This is a genomic window from Stenotrophomonas sp. HMSC10F07, from assembly GCF_001807895.1.
GTDB classification, from domain to species: Bacteria; Pseudomonadota; Gammaproteobacteria; order Xanthomonadales; family Xanthomonadaceae; genus Stenotrophomonas; species Stenotrophomonas sepilia.
The window spans coordinates 1-15,913 of the sequence record NZ_KV791370.1 but is presented as its reverse complement, the minus strand read 5'-3'; the positions used below and the strand labels follow the sequence as shown (position 1 = coordinate 15,913).

Genomic DNA, 15,913 nt, shown 5'->3' with positions numbered 1-15,913 from the left:
GGCCGAGTGCTGCCCGGACCTCGGCATCCAGCTCGGCGGCTAGGCGGGCTGGAAGGTGAATCCACGTTCGCGCAGGCCTTTGATGTAGCCACTCCCGTCGAACGCGTCCTCAATATCCAGTACTGCAAGCGTGGTGGATGCGTCCCCGGTCGCGGCGTCCACCGCATTGAGCCAGGCATCCAGCCGCAATGCGTCCAGCGCGAGCGCAGCGGCGGGCGTGTCCGCCGGCGTGTCGCCACTCGTGTCGTCCCCGTACATGGCAACGGCATCGCCCTGTGCCCAGGCCTGGGCCTGCGCGACGGCGATCCGCGGCAGCTGGCGCAGTCGCTGCACCTGTGCCGCAAACCGGGTGGTGTCATCGAGTACAGCGTGTGCCGGGGCACTGTCGCCATTCAACGGAATGTCGATGGTCAACTCAGCGCGTGGCACATGGTAGCGGCCTCCGGCTGCATGGCTGGTCCGGCGCAGCTCCTTGCAGAACACCTTCGGCGATTCCAGGCCGTGGCGGGCCATGATGGCCTTGCGCAGTACCTTGAGCGCGAAAAAGGGACGCAGGTGTTCCAGCCCGACAGACGCGATTCCGCTGTGCTCCACTGCCGCCTGCCATTCGGCATGGGCCTCGGCGGGGAGAAGATCGCGCAGCGTGCGGCCGTCCGCGATGCGGTGAACGATCGAGGCATCCGCCACCACCCGGCGCAGCCGGGTCAGCGCGCGCAGCCCAGAGCCTTGCCATGCGCCGCTGATGTCGACCTTCGGTCGTGCCAGAAGCGTGTTCGCCGCCGACGCAATGCGTCCCGCGTCGCCCAGCTGCGATGGCATCGCGCCGGGAAGCGCAGCAGGGACAGGGAGGAGCCACAGGCGTGCATCCGCACGCTGCGCGAGCCAGAGTGCAGGACCTTCTGCGCGGATCGTAGGTGCGGGAAGGGTGTCCGTCCTGCCCGCACCGCTGTTCCTGGGCGACACAGATACTGTCCTCACCGTGCGATGGACGGAAACGTCAAGCGACACGGACAGCAGTGAACGGGTTGGGCGGGCAGCCGTCATGGGAATTCCTGCAGGGGAGGGGCCTCGGTTGGTGTAGCCGATGCTGGGCATCACAGCGGATGCCGGCTATCGGACAACGACGACATCGCTGGCCGTGCCTGCGCGCCCCTCGCGTGGGCGCTACCCTTCCGTACCGCTGTCGTTCTCCGTCACCTGCAAGCGCTCGGGATGGGTATACACATTGAACCCGCTCTCCCGCGCGAACCCGACCAGGCACAGGCCGGCACTGCGGGCCAGGTCGATCGCCAGCGCGGTCGGTGCCGACACTGCAGCCAGTATGCTGGCACCGGCGCGCACCGCCTTGCTGACCATTTCGTAGCTGGCTCGGCTGGAAATCACCAGCAGGCCGCCTTCGATGGCGTGTTCGTTGTGGTGCAGCGCACCGATCAGCTTGTCCAGTGCATTGTGGCGTCCGACATCCTCCCGCACCCAGCCGATGCGTCCACTGGCATCGGCCCAGGCCGCGGCGTGGGTGGAGCCGCTTGCCGCATTCATCGGCTGGTGCTGCGTCAGCTTGGCCAGCGCGCGCTGCAGAGCGGCGGGCGAGTAGCTGCGTCGCTCGCGGATCTGCGGCAGTGGGCGCAGCACTTCTTCCAGCTGGCGCGTGCCGCACAGGCCACAGCCACCACGACCGGGCAGCAGGCGTCCATTGGACGGGTCCAGGTCGGCACCGGGTGCCTCCTCAGCCACGGTCATCTGTAATTCGATGCCTTCAAGCTGCGGGCGGATCTCGATCGACAGCAGCTGCGAGGGGGTGTCGATCAGGCCTTCGCTGAGCGAGAAGCCGAGCGCGAAGTCTTCCAGGTCGCACGGTGTGGCCATCATCACCGCAAAGGCGGCGCCGTTGTAGCGCAGCACCACCGGCACTTCTTCGGCCACCACATCGACCTGCTGCTGTTGCCCCTCGTTGCGCCAGCGCTGCAGCGGGCGTTGGGCGGTGCCGGCAGGTGGGGTGTGCGGCGGGATCGAATCAGGCATGCAGCGCGTCCGGACAAGGGAGAAACGCGGGCGGGCCACCGCCTGCGGTTTCGAGGATAGCGCAGTGGTCGCGCGCAGACGCGGCTGTAACCGTTGCCATGGCAGGTTGTGCTGAAAACCGCCTGTACCCTCTGGCGAAGCGGCGTGGGCCGTGCTTGACTGTGCGGCTGGTCGTGCCATTGACTGCGCCGCCGGACCGCGTTGTGCCGATTGTTGCTGCGTTCCTTCCGTAAGGTTCCCGAACATGTCCGAGCAGAAACCGCCGCGTTACAAGCCCTACAACCAGCCTGCCGGAGGCTGGGGTGCCGCCGGTGCCACCGCCAAGGTGCTGCTGCAGCAGAGTGTGATCGGCAAGGGGTCGAAGGCGCTGCTGGCGATGAACCAGCCCGGTGGCTTCAAGTGCCCCAGCTGCGCGTTCCCCGATGCCGACGAACGCAGGAAGCTGGAGTTCTGCGAGAACGGCGCGAAGGCACTGGCCTGGGAAGCCACCCAGTTCCGCGCCGGCCGCGAGTTGTTCGCGCAGCACACCGTGACCGAGCTGATGGCGCAGACCGACTACTGGCTGGAGATGCAGGGCCGGCTGACCGAGCCGATGCGCTACGACGCAGGCACCGACCACTATGTGCCGTGCAGCTGGGACGATGCCTTCGCACTGATCGGCCGCCACCTGCAGGCGCTGGACAGCCCACACCAGGCCGAGTTCTACACCTCCGGGCGCACGCCCAACGAAGCAGCATTCCTGTATTCGATCTTCGTGCGCGAGTTCGGCACCAACAACTTCCCGGACTGCTCGAACATGTGCCACGAGCCGACCAGCCGCGGCCTGCCGCCGGCGATCGGGGTGGGCAAGGGCACCATCGTGCTGCAGGATTTCGAGCACGCCGAAGCGATTTTCGTGATTGGCCAGAACACCGGCACGAATTCGCCCCGGATGATGAGCAACCTGGTCGAAGCGCGCAAACGCGGCATCCCGATCGTGGCGGTCAATCCGATGCCCGAGCGCGCGCTGATCCGCTTTGCCGAGCCGCAGGACGTGGCGCAGATGGCCACGTTCGGTTCAACCGAGATCACCAGCGAGTTCGTGCACATCCGCATCGGCGGCGACCTGGCCCTGATCAAGGGCATGATGAAGGTGATGTTCGAGCGCGAGGCACAGGGCGAGCGCGTGCTCGACCATGGTTTCCTGTCAGAACACACGGTAGGCCTGGAGGCGCTGCGCGAAGACGTGATGGCGCAGGACTGGGACGAGATCGTACAGGTGTCCGGCATTTCGCAGGCGCAGATCCGTCGATGCGCGGAGATCTACATCCGCTCCAACGCGACCGTGATCTGTTACGGCATGGGGCTGACCCAGCACCAGTATGGCTCGCGCCTGCTGCAACAGGTCGCCAACCTGCTGATGCTGCGCGGCAACTTCGGCAAGCCCGGTGCGGGCATCGGGCCGATCCGTGGGCATTCCAATGTGCAGGGCGACCGCACTGTCGGCATCGACGAGAAGCCCAAGCCGGCCTATCTGGACCGCGTGCAGCAGGTGTTCGGCTTCGATCCGCCGCGCGAGCATGGCCATCATGTGGTCGAGTCGATCGAGGCGATGCTGGATGGCAGGGCCAAGGTGTTCATCGGCCTGGGTGGCAACTTCATTCATGCGGTGCCCGATACGCCTCGCGCGTATGAAGCGATGCGTGGGCTGGACCTGACCGTGGGCATCGCCACCAAGCTCAATCGAGGTCATCTGGTTCATGGCCGCGATGCGCTGATCCTGCCGGTAGTGGCGCGCTCGGAGCGCATCGTCACGCCGGCCGGCGAGCAGTTCGTCACCATCGAAGACGCGATGTCCAATGTGACGGCTTCGCGCGGCGTGCTCGAACCGGTCAGCACGGAGGTGCTGCCCGAGGTCGAGATCGTCTGCCGCATGGCGATGGCTGCGCTGCCGCACAGCAAGGTCGACTGGGCGCGCTGCATGCACGACTATGCACCTATTCGCGAACTGATCGCTGCCGTGTACCCGGAGATCTACACCGGCTTCAACGAGCGCATCCAGCAGCCGCACGGTTTCCATCTGGACATTCCGCCGCGCCGCCGCGTGTGGCCCACGCCCAATGGCAAGGCCAACATCCTGGTGATGCCCGGCCTGGACGTGGACGATCCGGTGCATGATCCGGACATGTTGCGGTTGGCCACCGTGCGCTCGCATGATCAGTACAACACCACCATCTACAGCTACAACGATCGCTATCGCGGCGTGTACAACGATCGCATGGTGCTGTTCATGAACATCGAGGACCGGCTGGCGCGCGGTCTGGAGAAGGAGGCGCTGGTCAGCCTGGAGACGATCAGCCGCGATGGCGTGCAGCGGCGCATCGAGGGCCTGACCGTACTGGACTACCCAATGCCGCGCGGCGCGCTGGCCGGTTACTACCCGGAACTGAACCCGTTGTTGCCGCTGGACTACTACGACCGGATCAGCGGCACGCCCGCTGCCAAGTCGATTCCGGTGCGGATGAGTGCAATGGCGGCGGCGATTGCGTGACACGCGCATCGGCTATCATCGGCGGGTGAACCTGCCTGGCCTGCTGCTGCGATGGATGCTGCTTGTCGCCCTGGTGCTGAATGCACCGGCGCTCGCGCTTGCCTCATCTTCGTACAGCGGGTCCGCCAACCAGGATCACTGCGCTGCACCGCACTCGGCCGGCATGGCGGCAGCCGGCTGCTGCGATGATGCGGCCCCGGCGGCCTGCCAGGGTGGTGAGTGTGAATGCCCGCCGGCCTGCCTTGGCATGCTGGCCACGTTGAGCGGAACGCCCGCCTCGCCGTGGCGCGAGGCGCCGGTAGGCGCCGGTTCCCAGCAACGCGCACCGCCACCGATGCCGGACCCATTGCGGCCCCCTATCGCGTGATTCCCTGCAGGCCTCAAGCGCCTGCCGTAGCTGCTCGACCTTTCTCGACTCTGCCTGTGCCTTCGATGCGCGGGCGACGGGCCGCGTTGCCCGCCTCTGCAAAGGAATCACTCCCTATGAACCGTACTCTCTCGCTCGGCCTGCTGCTGGGCACCGTGTTGGCCACGACCGCCTGTGCACGTGCCGCCGAAGAATCTGCCGCCGCACCGGTCGCCAGCGCGGCACCAGTGGCACCGATCCAGGCCAGCCCGGCGAAAGTCGATCCGGCCTTGCCGGTGGCCATCGTGCACAAGACCGCCAGCTGTGGCTGCTGTGGCATCTGGGTCGACCACCTGAAGGCCGCCGGCTTCCAGGTCGATGTGCGCGACACCGATGACATGAATCCGATCAAGGTCCGCCTGGGTGTACCGGTCGGCAAGGCGTCCTGCCATACCGCCGAGATCGGCGGTTATGTGGTCGAGGGCCACATCCCGGCCGAGGACATCAAGCGCCTGCTGGCCGAACGCCCGGCCGCGCGCGGGCTGGTGCTGCCCGGCATGCCGGCCGGTTCGCCGGGCATGGAAATGCCGGACGGCTACGTGCAGCCGTATACCGTCGAGCTGGTGCGCACCGACGGCAGTACCGAGCCGTTCGCCCAGCACGGACAGGGTGGCTGATGGACGGCGGGTGCCGGTCGTTCTGACCGGCACTCTTCGACGCGTCCTGTGTAGAGCCGAGCCCACGCTCGGCTGTGTTTGGCCGGCAAGCCGAGCATGGGCTCGGCTCTACGGGATCAGCGTGCTGCGGCCGTTTCCCTGGCCAACTGTGCGTCGAACTTCTTCTCGGCCGCATCCGCGTAGGCCTTGCAGTTCAGTGCCTTGTCGCTGGCCTTGCTGCCAGCGGCATAGTTCCAGTTGCTGGCGCCCGGATGCGGGGTCAGCAACAGGTCGCAGGGCAGGCCGCGCACCGTAGCGAAGCTGCGCCGGTAGTCCTCGACCAGGTGGGGATAGCCGGCGTTGCCCTGCAGCTGGTAGCCCGGCGCACTCAGGCTGTCGGCGTAGGCGATGCGCACCGGCTTGCCATCGCGGGTATCGGTCCAGGTCCAGGCGGTGCTGCCCGGGGTGTGCCCTGGCATGAAGTGTGCGGTGAACGCGATGCCACCCACCGTGACCACTTCGCCATCCATGATGATGCGGTCGGTGCTGGCCGGCGGAAAGGTGATGCTGTCGCCAAAGTGCAGGTCGTTGCTGCCCCCGCGCGCCAGCAGCACCGCTGATTCGGCGTTGGCTACCACCATCGCACCGGTACGGCGCTTCAGTTCTGCCACCGGGCCCGCATGGTCGGCATGCGCATGGCTGAGCAGGATCAAGCGCAGGTCCTGCGGCGCCACGTCGCGCACCTTCATGTTGCTGATGAGGTGGCTGGCCATCTGCGGCATGCCGCCGTCGAGCAGCACCGCGCCGTCGGCGGTCTGCACCAGTAGCGCGGTCAGGTCCTCCGTGCCGATCTGCCAGGTATGGTCGGCGATCTGCAGCGGCGCCATCGGCTGCAGCCAGGATGGGTCTACGGTGTAGGCCTGCAGCTGTGGCAGCGGTGTGTCGGCGGCAGTGACATCAAAGGCAAGTGTGGCAGTCAGGGCAAGGGTCGTCAGGCAACGGCGCATGGCGGAGAGGGGTCTGGATAGGGTCGGATGAAGCTAGCACGTACCCTGGACGGCCCGTTTCGCGAATAACTCATGGCTGCCATAAGGTCCGCCGCAGCCGATGCCGGGATTGTTCGCTTGCTCTGGACTGTGAATCCATCTCCACGGGCTGTTGCGCACAATCGGCCGGGGCTAGCCTGTTCCCAGGCTCAAGGAGGTGGACCATGCATGTGCTCATGGTGATGCTCGGTGGCGTGCTCCTGCTGGGCGTGTTCCTGCTGTTTGGCCGTCTCTGGAGCGTGGGCACCTCGCAGCTGCCCACGGCGCTGATCGCCTTCATCGCTACCTGGCTGCTGGTGGCCGTGGCCAACATGTGGGTGGGGGTCAGCAAGGCCGGTTACGCGGTACGCGAGGAGTTGCCGATCCTGTTGCTGGTGTTTGCCGCGCCGGCGTTGCTGGCCGGTTTCCTGTACTGGCGCCTGGCGCGCTGAAGGAGTTCCATGCGTACCCGACTGCGCTTGCCCGCGCTGCGCCACCGCGACGGCCACCATGCCCGCGTGACCTACGAAGAACTGTTCTTCGATCTGGTCTACGTATTCGCGGTCACCCAGCTCAGCCACCATCTGCTGCACCACCTGGACCTGGCCGGTGTACTGCAGACGCTGGTGCTGTGGTTCGCGGTCTGGCTCGGCTGGCAGTACGCGTGCTGGGTCAGCAACTGGTTCGACCCGGAGGCGCCGCGCATCCGCGGCCTGCTGTTCGCCACCATGCTGCTGGCGTTGTTGATGTCCTCGTCCATTCCCGAGGCGTTTGCCGATCGTGCGTGGATCTTCGCCGGGGCGTACGCCACGATGCAGGTCGGACGCACCGCGTTCGTGCTGCTGGAGGTCGGCCGCAACCATCCGTTGGCGCCGAACTTCCGCCGCATGCTGGCCTGGGTCAGCGTCTCGGCCTGCTTCTGGCTGGCCGGCGCAGCGGCCGAGGGCAACCTCCGCCTGGCACTGTGGGCGGTGGCGGTGGCCTGCGAATACATCTCGCCGATGTTCGGCTTCGCGTTCCCGGGCATGGGTCGTTCGCACACCCGCGACTGGACGATCGAGGGCGGTCACCTGGCCGAACGTTGCCAGCTGTTCGTCATCGTCGCGCTGGGTGAGACGTTGCTGGCAACCGGGGGCGTGCTCAGCGACGTCGAGCATTGGAGCCTGGAAGTGGTTTCAGCGGTGTTGGCCACCTTCGCTGGCACGATTGCGATGTGGTGGCTGTACTTCGGCATCTCCAGCCGTGATGCCACAGAGGCCATCACCCACGCCGAAGACCCCGGACGGATGGGCGCCAACTTCCATTACGTGCACGCGCTGCTGATCGCCGGCATCATCGCCACCGCGGTGGGCAACGATCTGGTCATGGACCACCCGGCGGCGGCGGTCACCACGGTGTACGCCACCGTGATGGTGGCGGGCCCGCTGATCTATCTGCTGGGCAGTGCCCTGTACAAGCGCGTGGTCTATGGGCACGCGCCGCGCTCGCATCTGCTGGGCGCTGCCGCGCTGCTGGTGCTGTGCCTGGTGTTGCCATGGACGCACCTGCTGGCCGCCGGATGGCTGACCAGCCTGGTGCTGCTGGGCGTGGGCGTGCTGGATGCGCGGCTGACGCGGCGCACCCGGTCGTTGCCGGGCTAGAACCCGCCGCCGGTCTTGAAGCCACCGCCGCCGCTGATACCGCCGCCGCTGTGGAAGCTGCTGCCGCTGGAACTGGAACCGGAACTGGAGCTTGAGCTGGAACTCGAACGCGAGCTTGACCTCGAGCTGGAACTGCTGGAACCGCCCGAAAGCAGGTCGAACAGGCTGCCAGAGGAGCGGGTGGTGCTTTGGCTGCGGGTGGTGCTGAAGAAGGATGCGGCGACGGTGGCCGGCGCGGCGGACCGGTAGCTCGGCGCCTCGTAGGCCTGGCGTTCGATGTCTGCTGCTGCCTGGTAGCTCCTGCGCGCAGCCTGCAGGCTGTCCAACCGCTTCTTCAGCACGGCCATTTCACGGGTGTGCTCAGCCACCATGCCGTCGATCTCGCCCAGGCGCAGGCGACTGCCATGGATGCGTTCGAGCACGGCATCGTCCTCGCCGGAGGCGGTGGCGGCGACGCGGCGGTACAGGTCGTCCATGCTCTTGGCAGACAGCGTGCGCGCCAGGGCGATGAGCAGGGCGCCGCCTTCGGCATCGGTCCAGCTGCGGAAGCCATCGATCTGTGCCTGCTTGGCATCCACGGTCTGCCGATGCAGCTGCTCGGCCAACAGTGCCTGCGCCACTGCGCTCTGTGCCGCCTGCAGTTGCTGGCGCAGCGGGTCGCCACCGGCATGGGCGAGAGCGGCGTCGCGGGCCTGCTGTACCGGCTGGCGGGCCGCCTCGACGTCGGCACGGGCCTGTCCGGCATGTTCCTGCAGATAGGGCGGAAGCTCCACCAGCGTGGCGTACTCGCGGCGGGCACGGTCGAAGCCGCACAGCTCGGCCAACCAGCCATCGACGGTGCGCACCAGCGGCCAACCGCGATAGGCCGTGCTGCCGAAGCCGCGTCGATGCAGGTACATGAAGATCGGGTCGGCCTGGTAGGCGCCGGCCTTGGCGTCATGCTCCGACTGCGCGGAGGCGGCCATCCGCTCCACCGTGTCAGCGCGCGCCACGGCCAGCTGCAGATCGTCCTGCAGGCCCCTGTAGGTGGGTTCCGCTTCCAGCGCGGTGTCCACCTGATCCTGAAGGGCCTGCCAGCGTCCACCGGCGGCGTCGCGCGCGGCAACGGCCTCCCGCGACCGCTGCTGCAGCGACTGCTCGATGTCCAGCAGTGCCTGCAGTTCGTCGGCCAGCACCGCCGCTTTGCGGTCACGGCGCTGCAGATCGGCGCTGGACTGCTGCAGCAGGTCCCGGGCCAGCATCGGCGGCGCATCGGTAGCGGCCTCGGCCTGCAGGCGGGCCAAGGTGTTGAAGTCGTCGCGGACCCCGCCGTGCAGCGCTTCCTGTTCCTTGATCAGTTCCCGGCACTGGTCGCCACGCGCGGCCAGTTGTGCCTGCACCTGGCCGATATCGGCTTCGACATCAGCAATGGCCTCGTTCAGATCTCTCATGTCAGTTCCTTACCCATCACCATTGGGTGATGTAGCCGCCGGTGGTGGGCATGCGGAACCGCGGCGACAGGCTGCCGCGCGGCTTGCTGCCGATCTGGTCGTCTTCGATGATGCCGTTGTCCTGCTTGTCGGCGGCAACGCGGTTGTAGGTGGCCTCGGGCACGCGCACGGCGAACAGCGAGGTCCATTCGTCCTTGCCGGTTTCCTCGTTGCGGATCAGCAGTTCGGTGGCCTTGCCGGCCTCGTCCAGTGCTTCGGTCACCAGGTAGTAATTGCGGCCACCGTTGGCCTTTTCGTTGTAGCGCCAGACGCCGGTGCGTTCATCGTCGCGGTTGACGATGCGGTAGACCAGGGTCTGCGACAGCAGCGCCACCAGCTGGCTGGCCTCGTCCAGGGCCGGCCCGGCTTCGGCCAGCGTCTCGACCCGGATCAGGCGGGCGGCCTGCTCCAGCGCACGCTCGAAGCGCTTGCGGTCTTCGCCTGTGACGCCGGTGGCGAGGCCATCGGCCTTGAGCTGGGCCAGGCGCTCGCTGAGCGCGGCCAGTTTGTCGGCACTGCCGATCAGGTCCTTCAGGGTCACTACCGCCTGACCGGCCGCGGCGATATCGCCCGCGCGCAGTGCGACATCGCCGCCGGTGTAGGCGCGTGCGCGCACCTGCTCGGCATCCGGCGCCAGGCGTGCTGCCTTTGCAGCGGCGTTGGTGGTGTCCAGCAGCTCGCTGGCCTCGATGGCCTGGCCGAGAGTGTTCACCCGCTCGGTCAGCGGCGGCAGGGTGTCCCTGGCATTGGCCAGAAGCTGCGCGGCAGCCAGTCGGTGCTGTTCCACCTGCGCGGCCGCCTGCTCGCCGGTGGCGCTGCCACCGCTGCTGAGCCGGGTGAGCTTGTCTTTGCGTACAAGGGTCGGCAGCGTTGCCATCGCGGCGGGAACGTCGGCAAAGCGCCGCTGTGCTTCGGCCAGCGCGGCCTGTGCGCCTTCGGTCAGTGGCTGCAGGCGCTCGCCGCTGGCGGTGGCGCGTGGCAGCAGTCCCTGCAGGGCCTGTTCCTGTGCGGCCAGCAGGGCGCGCGCTGCGGCAGCCTCCTGTTGCTGTGCGGCCACCTTGTCGTTCAGCACCTGCACGTTCTTCTGCACGTTGCTCTCGTGCACGAACGCGCCGAAGCTGCGCGCCATCACCAGCAGGACACCGAGCATCAGCAGCACCAGGGCTACCATCAGCGCCCATTTCAGCAGCCGGCTGCGGTCGATCCAGCGCCGCGCCAGCCAGGCCTTCCAGCCTCGCGGCGCGGTGTAGAGGTAGCGCTGCTCACGCTGGGCCTGGATGCCGGCCTCGAGGATCTCGTCGGAGACCTCGATGCCCTGCGAGCGGTACAACTCAAGCAGGCGCTGCTTCAGCGTCGCCTTGTCATGGCCGCTGTCGGCCAGCGCCTTCATTTCGGCATTGCGGTAGCGCAGCTGGTCGACCACATCCATGGTCAGCAGCGCATCCTGCAGCTCGGCAGGGGCCATCCTCGCACTCACCTCAGCGCGACTCCGGGCTCGGCGGTGCCTGCAGCAGGGCAGCGAAACGCTGCTTGCCCTGTTCGACATACTCGGCGATCTCCGCGGAATCGCGCGTGGCCTGTCCACGCAGCTGCTCGATCTCCTGCAGCGAGGTCTCCTGGAAGCGCACCACCGCATCGACCAGCTTGCGCACCGAATCGACGCCGATGGTGGCGCCGTAGCCGGCCTTCAGACCCTCGTGCAGCACGTCGTCGCCAATGTTGGCCACCGCTTCCAGGCCCTTGGAGGTGCCCTCGGTCATCGCATTGAGCGCCTGCGTGGACTCATGCAGGCCCATCTGCGTGGTGAATGCCAGGTTCAAGGCGGTGAAACTGGTCTCATTGGTGGAGAAGAACACCACCGAGCGCTCGTTGACGCGGCGCTTGACCTCATGCGACTGGTGCACGCGCAGCATGATCGCCTCGGAGGTGGCGTAGTTCACCTGCAGGTTCTCGGCCAGGTCCTTGGCCAGCTGGTAGCGCGACTCCTCGGCCTGGTTGTTGCGCAGGGCCTCGTCGCGGGCCATGACCAGGCGGCCGGTGTCGGCGGCATCGGCGGACGGGTCGGCCGATTCCACGCGCTGCTGCGCCTGCTTCAGCGCCTCGCGCGCATCGGCCAGCGCCTGCTCCTGCAGCTTCAACAGCTCATGGGCCTGGATCTCGGCATCCTTGATCGACAGGCGGAAGTCGCCGTACATCTCCAGCACCCGCGACTCGCGCTGCAGCTGCTCGGCCGAATCGCGGCTGACGTCCAGGAACGTACGGCGGATCTTCTCGAACCGACTCGGGATGTCGCCGCGGGTGACCTTCATCCACAGGTTCTGCAGGCGCTCGCCCATGTCGATCCTGCCGTCACGCACCTGCTCGACCATGGCGCTGGCGTCATCACGGATGCTGTCGAAGGCGCGGATGATCTCGGTATAGCGGTCGGACACCTTGGCCGAGCTGATTTCATCACGCATCACGGCATTGAAATGGCCGGACTGCTGCAGCACGCGGGCAATGGCCACCACGCGGCCCTGGTCGAGGGTGGACAGCTGCGAGACCAGCGCGATGGCCGGTGCGTTGTTGTCCTGGGGGGCGGCCAGGCCCAGGCTGCGCAGCGTGGCCATGGCGCGGTCGAGGTACTTGATCGGCGCGGTGGCGGCCGGCGTGGCAAGGAGGGTGTTCTCGGGCATTTCGACGGCTCCGGTCAGGGCAAGCGATGAGGAACCTGCCATGCGGAACGGGCAGGTTGCTGCGAAACGAAGGGGAGGGGAAGCAGCAGCCGTGCGGTGCACGGCAGGCGGGCCCGGTCAAGGGACGACGGCCCGGCAAGGGCGAGGGTGGTGTCCTGTTCACGCATGGCGCATTCCCTGCAGATCGCCCCCCTGGCGATTCCTCACCCATTGTAGCGGTGGTGATGGGCAGGTGAAGCCCCACCGATGGCAGGGTGGAGTAGCGTTGGCGCACGCTCATCCGTTCCGGCAAGCGAGGGGGCCGTGCAGAACGTACCGCAGTGGTTGATATGGGCTGGACTGTCTGCCGCCTTCGCGGCGATGACCGCGCTGTTCGCCAAAGTCGGCGTCAAGGGCGTCGACTCGGACCTGGCCATGGCCATCCGCACCCTGGTGGTGGCAGCGGTAGTCCTGCCGCTGGTGGTGGTCACCGGCAAATGGTCCAACCCGTTGCTGCTGCCGGGGCGCACCCAGCTGTTCCTGGTGCTGTCGGCGCTGGCCACCGGTGCGTCGTGGCTGTTCTACTTCCGCGCATTGCAGAGCGGTGAGCTGGCCAAGGTGGCGGTGGTGGACAAGTTCAGCGTGGTACTGGTGATCGTGCTGGCCTATCTTCTGCTGGGCGAGCGGCCCAGCCTGCGGGAGTGGAGCGGCATCGGCCTGGTGCTGACCGGGGTGATCGTGCTGGCCACGAAGAAGTAGCCGCGTTCAACCGACCAGAGGGGAGAGCAGGATGCAGGGTGAAGCACACGGTACGTTTGAAGTGGATCTGCGGGCGATCGGTGGCAATGACGGCCCGATCGCGGTGATGTCGATCAACAAGACCTTTGCCGGCGACCTGCACGGCAGCAGCGTCGGCCAGATGCTGGCCTTCCGCACGCCGGTGCAGGGCTCGGCCGGCTACGTGGCGATGGAGCGGGTGACGGCCACGCTGGCCGGGCGACACGGCGCGTTCACCCTGCAGCACAATGGGTTGATGACCCGTGGCACGCCGCAGCTGAGCGTGGTGGTGGTGCCTGATTCCGGCAGTGACGGCTTGCTGGGCCTGGTCGGCACGCTGGAGATCACCATCAGCGAAGGTCGCCATGACTACCGGCTCCTGTACAGCCTGCCGGAAGAGCGCTAGCGCAGTTCCGCTGCCATCGCCGCGAGCCGGGCGACGGTGTTGAGATTGCGTGCCGTGCCCTGTGCCGAACCGGGAATACGCAAGCGCGAGTCGGCCATGCCGGCACCGTAGTGGATGAAGATCTCGCGCGTGCCGAGTGCGAGCTGTTCGTCGCGCCGGCCGGTCACGCCGTCCAGCGGATCGGCAGGCAGGCTGCCGTCGAGGAACAGCGCGACCACACGGTTGCCGGCGGCCTGCGCAAACGGGTTGCGTGCCACCACGCCGGCGATCTCGTTGGCCGAGCGCACCAGCACGCCCAGCGGCTTGCCGGCGTACGCCTGCAGCCGTTGGGCGAGGGCCTCCCGTACGGTGGATTCATCAAGCCCGCTGCGGAACACCACATTGCCGCTGGCGATGTAGGTGCGGACATCGGTGAAGCCTGCGTCCTCGCACATCGCCACCAGTTCGCGCATCGGCAGCTTGCCGGTGCCGCCGACGTTGACCGCGCGCAGCAGCGCGACGTGGACGTTCATGGCGTACCCGCCTGCAGGCGGTCGTACATGCGCACCAGGTCAACCAGGGTGCGTGCGCCCATCTTGCGCATCACCTGCGCACGGCGCACCTTCACCGTGATCTCGCTGACGCCCAGATCGCCGGCGATCTGCTTGTTGAGGCGGCCGCGCACCACGCCATCGACCACCTCGCGCTCGCCGGCATTGAGGGTGTCCCAGCGCAGCTGCAGCGCGCCGAGTGCCTCGCCCTCGCGGCGGCGCTGGCGGTCGATCTCGATGCCCTTGTGGATGGCATCGAGCAGTTCCTGGTCACGGAAGGGCTTGGTGAGGAATTCGATGGCGCCGTCCTTGATCGCGTTGACGCCCATCGCGATGTCGCCGTGGCCGGTGATGAACACCACCGGCAGCTGCAGGCCGTGGCTGCTCATCGTGCGATGGAATTCAAGACCGCTCTGGCCGGGCATGCGCACGTCCAGCACGAGGCATGCCGGTGCGTCTTCCAGCGCGTGTTCGAGGAAGGCCTGGGTGGAGGCGAAGGCCCGCACCTGCAGGCCCATCGAGGCCAGCAGGTCTTCCAGTGCCGCGCGCACCGACGGATCGTCGTCGACCACATAGACGATGGGTGCCGGATCGGGGTTGGCGGCAGTGGGCTTACGCATGGTGGGCGTCCGTGGCAATGGGCAGGTCGAACACGAAGCAGGCACCGCCGCCTGCGGGTCGTTCGGCACGGATCTGGCCGTCGTTGGCTTCGATCATAGAGCGGCTCAGGCTGAGACCCAGCCCCAACCCGTGCGACTTGGTGGTCCAGAAGGCATCGAACACACGCTCGGGATGGTCGGCGGGCAGGCCGACGCCGCGGTCACGCACACTGAGACTGACCCGCTGGCCGTCACGCCGGGTCAGCAGTGACAGGCGCCGGTCGGCGGCGGGCACGGCTTCCATCGCGTCCACCGCATTGAGGATCAGGTTGCCGATCACCTGCTGCACCTGCACGCGGTCGGCCTGCACCGGTGGCAGTTCGGCGTCCAGCAGCAGCGCCACGGCCACGCCATGCCGGTCCAGCTCGCTGCGCGACAGCGCCAGCATTTCCTCCACCGCCTGGTTCAGATCGAAGGCGCGTCGCTGCGGTGCCGCGCCCTGGGTGAGGCCGCGGATGCGGGCAATCACGTCGCCTGCCCGGTGTGCATCGGCCAGGATGCGGGCCACGGTCTGCCGGGCCTTGTCCACGTTCGGTGGGTCCTGCGCGAGCCAACGCTGGCAGGCTTCGGCGCTGCTGGCGATGGCCGCCAGCGGCTGGTTCACTTCATGCGCGATGGAGGTGGTGAGCTCGCCCACGGTGGAAGCGCGCGCCACGCGCAGCAGGCGGCCCTGTGCTTCCTGCACGGCGGCCTTGGCCGCTTCCATGTTCAGCGCGAGGTAGGTGGTGATGCCGATCACCAGCATGCCGATCACCGAGTTGACCAGGCCGATGCGATAGGTGCCGAAGCGGGTCAGGAAGAAGCTCAGCCCGGTCAGCGCGATGCAGGTAATGGCCAGGGTGATCAACCCGCGTGCGCCCATCACGCGCGATGCGGCCAGGATGACCGCCGCGTAGAAGCAGGCAGCGGCAACCGCGTAATCGGTGACGGTGTCGATCAGGAAGATCGCCGCCATCACGACGATCAGGGCCAGCAGCACCAGTGGGCGGCGGGGCGACAGCGATGGCATCGGGACGGCTCCCTGGCGTGGGCGGAAAGGATAGCAAAGCCGCCATCGGCAGATGCCGATCTTGGTCGGCAGGCTCTAGTGCCGTGGGTGCCGACCGTTGGTCGGCACAAGCCAGAACGATGCCCGGTAGTGCCGGCCGCTGGCCGGCAACTGCACGGTGTTGCCGGAGCTCATGAGGTTGCCGGCCAGC

15 protein-coding genes are annotated in these 15,913 nt (G+C 67.3%); 6 read left to right on the top strand and 9 right to left on the bottom strand.

Translation table 11 applies throughout. From position 1 onward, the window contains the following. Positions 1-39 precede the first annotated feature (39 nt). Positions 40-819 carry a TraB/GumN family protein gene (locus tag HMPREF3114_RS08710; RefSeq protein ID WP_070489603.1) on the bottom strand — a complete coding sequence of 260 codons (780 nt, stop codon included), beginning with the start codon at positions 817-819 and terminating at the stop codon, positions 40-42. Positions 820-1,164: 345 nt separating this feature from the next. Next, positions 1,165-2,022 (bottom strand): formate dehydrogenase accessory sulfurtransferase FdhD, encoded by an 858-nt coding sequence (gene fdhD / locus HMPREF3114_RS08705; RefSeq protein WP_070489599.1) that lies wholly within the window; start codon positions 2,020-2,022, stop codon positions 1,165-1,167. Positions 2,023-2,266: 244 nt separating this feature from the next. Between fdhD and HMPREF3114_RS08700 the strand changes: the two genes are divergently transcribed. Both HMPREF3114_RS08700 and HMPREF3114_RS08690 read left to right on the top strand, forming a co-directional pair. Then, entirely contained in the window at positions 2,267-4,552 is a 2,286-nt protein-coding gene (locus tag HMPREF3114_RS08700) for an FdhF/YdeP family oxidoreductase (RefSeq protein ID WP_070489597.1), read from the top strand. Positions 4,553-5,035: 483 nt separating this feature from the next. Next, the gene (locus HMPREF3114_RS08690) at positions 5,036-5,575 is read left to right on the top strand and encodes a DUF411 domain-containing protein (protein ID WP_083297588.1); all 540 of its coding nucleotides are present in this window, start codon (positions 5,036-5,038) and stop codon (positions 5,573-5,575) included. A 116-nt stretch (positions 5,576-5,691) separates the two neighbouring features. Here the strand turns inward: HMPREF3114_RS08690 and blaL1 are convergent, their stop codons facing one another. Beyond that, complete coding sequence (blaL1, locus tag HMPREF3114_RS08685; RefSeq protein ID WP_070489595.1) at positions 5,692-6,561, bottom strand: L1 family subclass B3 metallo-beta-lactamase; 870 nt, start codon at positions 6,559-6,561, stop codon at positions 5,692-5,694. Positions 6,562-6,764: 203 nt separating this feature from the next. On the opposite strand from blaL1, the gene HMPREF3114_RS08680 reads away from it, so the two are divergent. Further along, positions 6,765-7,031 carry a hypothetical protein gene (locus tag HMPREF3114_RS08680; RefSeq protein WP_005416705.1) on the top strand — a complete coding sequence of 89 codons (267 nt, stop codon included), beginning with the start codon at positions 6,765-6,767 and terminating at the stop codon, positions 7,029-7,031. A 9-nt stretch (positions 7,032-7,040) separates the two neighbouring features. Continuing rightward, a complete protein-coding gene (locus HMPREF3114_RS08675; RefSeq protein ID WP_053498890.1) occupies positions 7,041-8,219 on the top strand; it encodes a low temperature requirement protein A in 1,179 nt (392 codons plus the stop codon). Here the strand turns inward: HMPREF3114_RS08675 and HMPREF3114_RS08670 are convergent. From HMPREF3114_RS08670 to HMPREF3114_RS08660, 3 genes are read right to left on the bottom strand one after another with little or no spacing between them, the layout of a single operon-like run. Further along, the gene (locus HMPREF3114_RS08670) at positions 8,216-9,649 is read right to left on the bottom strand and encodes a hypothetical protein (protein ID WP_070489593.1); all 1,434 of its coding nucleotides are present in this window, start codon (positions 9,647-9,649) and stop codon (positions 8,216-8,218) included. The genes HMPREF3114_RS08675 and HMPREF3114_RS08670 overlap by 4 nt on opposite strands. A gap of 16 nt (positions 9,650-9,665) precedes the next feature. After that, entirely contained in the window at positions 9,666-11,153 is a 1,488-nt protein-coding gene (locus HMPREF3114_RS08665) for a DUF6384 family protein (RefSeq protein ID WP_070489591.1), read from the bottom strand. Positions 11,154-11,166: 13 nt separating this feature from the next. Then, on the bottom strand, positions 11,167-12,363 hold the full coding sequence (locus HMPREF3114_RS08660; protein ID WP_070489590.1) for a cell surface protein: 1,197 nt from the start codon (positions 12,361-12,363) through the stop codon (positions 11,167-11,169). Positions 12,364-12,666: 303 nt separating this feature from the next. On the opposite strand from HMPREF3114_RS08660, the gene HMPREF3114_RS08655 reads away from it, so the two are divergent. Then, complete coding sequence (locus HMPREF3114_RS08655; protein WP_070489588.1) at positions 12,667-13,101, top strand: EamA family transporter; 435 nt, start codon at positions 12,667-12,669, stop codon at positions 13,099-13,101. A gap of 31 nt (positions 13,102-13,132) precedes the next feature. Further along, positions 13,133-13,525: a DUF3224 domain-containing protein gene (locus HMPREF3114_RS08650; protein ID WP_065177726.1), complete on the top strand. Its 393-nt coding sequence runs from the start codon at positions 13,133-13,135 to the stop codon at positions 13,523-13,525. Here the strand turns inward: HMPREF3114_RS08650 and HMPREF3114_RS08645 are convergent. Genes HMPREF3114_RS08645 through HMPREF3114_RS08635 form a run of 3 tightly spaced genes read right to left on the bottom strand, consistent with a single transcriptional unit; the run spans position 13,522 to position 15,723 of the window. Beyond that, the gene (locus HMPREF3114_RS08645) at positions 13,522-14,037 is read right to left on the bottom strand and encodes a DUF1697 domain-containing protein (protein WP_070489586.1); all 516 of its coding nucleotides are present in this window, start codon (positions 14,035-14,037) and stop codon (positions 13,522-13,524) included. The two genes, HMPREF3114_RS08650 and HMPREF3114_RS08645, sit on opposite strands and share 4 nt — an antisense overlap. After that, on the bottom strand, positions 14,034-14,675 hold the full coding sequence (locus HMPREF3114_RS08640; RefSeq protein WP_070489584.1) for a response regulator transcription factor: 642 nt from the start codon (positions 14,673-14,675) through the stop codon (positions 14,034-14,036). The genes HMPREF3114_RS08645 and HMPREF3114_RS08640 overlap by 4 nt, the downstream gene beginning before the upstream one ends. Beyond that, positions 14,668-15,723 carry a sensor histidine kinase gene (locus HMPREF3114_RS08635; RefSeq protein WP_070489582.1) on the bottom strand — a complete coding sequence of 352 codons (1,056 nt, stop codon included), beginning with the start codon at positions 15,721-15,723 and terminating at the stop codon, positions 14,668-14,670. The genes HMPREF3114_RS08640 and HMPREF3114_RS08635 overlap by 8 nt, the downstream gene beginning before the upstream one ends. Between the last annotated feature and the right edge of the window lie 190 nt (positions 15,724-15,913).

Excerpts from the sequence above, each read along its gene's own strand:
- HMPREF3114_RS08710 (WP_070489603.1), bottom strand. The coding sequence starts at position 819 with ATGCCATCGCAGCTGGGCGACGCGGGACGCATTGCGTCGGCGGCGAAC.
- fdhD (WP_070489599.1), bottom strand. The coding sequence starts at position 2,022 with ATGCCTGATTCGATCCCGCCGCACACCCCACCTGCCGGCACCGCCCAA.
- HMPREF3114_RS08700 (WP_070489597.1), top strand. The coding sequence starts at position 2,267 with ATGTCCGAGCAGAAACCGCCGCGTTACAAGCCCTACAACCAGCCTGCC.
- HMPREF3114_RS08690 (WP_083297588.1), top strand. The coding sequence starts at position 5,036 with ATGAACCGTACTCTCTCGCTCGGCCTGCTGCTGGGCACCGTGTTGGCC.
- blaL1 (WP_070489595.1), bottom strand. The coding sequence starts at position 6,561 with ATGCGCCGTTGCCTGACGACCCTTGCCCTGACTGCCACACTTGCCTTT.
- HMPREF3114_RS08680 (WP_005416705.1), top strand. The coding sequence starts at position 6,765 with ATGCATGTGCTCATGGTGATGCTCGGTGGCGTGCTCCTGCTGGGCGTG.
- HMPREF3114_RS08675 (WP_053498890.1), top strand. The coding sequence starts at position 7,041 with ATGCGTACCCGACTGCGCTTGCCCGCGCTGCGCCACCGCGACGGCCAC.
- HMPREF3114_RS08670 (WP_070489593.1), bottom strand. The coding sequence starts at position 9,649 with ATGAGAGATCTGAACGAGGCCATTGCTGATGTCGAAGCCGATATCGGC.
- HMPREF3114_RS08665 (WP_070489591.1), bottom strand. The coding sequence starts at position 11,153 with ATGGCCCCTGCCGAGCTGCAGGATGCGCTGCTGACCATGGATGTGGTC.
- HMPREF3114_RS08660 (WP_070489590.1), bottom strand. The coding sequence starts at position 12,363 with ATGCCCGAGAACACCCTCCTTGCCACGCCGGCCGCCACCGCGCCGATC.
- HMPREF3114_RS08650 (WP_065177726.1), top strand. The coding sequence starts at position 13,133 with ATGCAGGGTGAAGCACACGGTACGTTTGAAGTGGATCTGCGGGCGATC.
- HMPREF3114_RS08645 (WP_070489586.1), bottom strand. The coding sequence starts at position 14,037 with ATGAACGTCCACGTCGCGCTGCTGCGCGCGGTCAACGTCGGCGGCACC.
- HMPREF3114_RS08640 (WP_070489584.1), bottom strand. The coding sequence starts at position 14,675 with ATGCGTAAGCCCACTGCCGCCAACCCCGATCCGGCACCCATCGTCTAT.
- HMPREF3114_RS08635 (WP_070489582.1), bottom strand. The coding sequence starts at position 15,723 with ATGCCATCGCTGTCGCCCCGCCGCCCACTGGTGCTGCTGGCCCTGATC.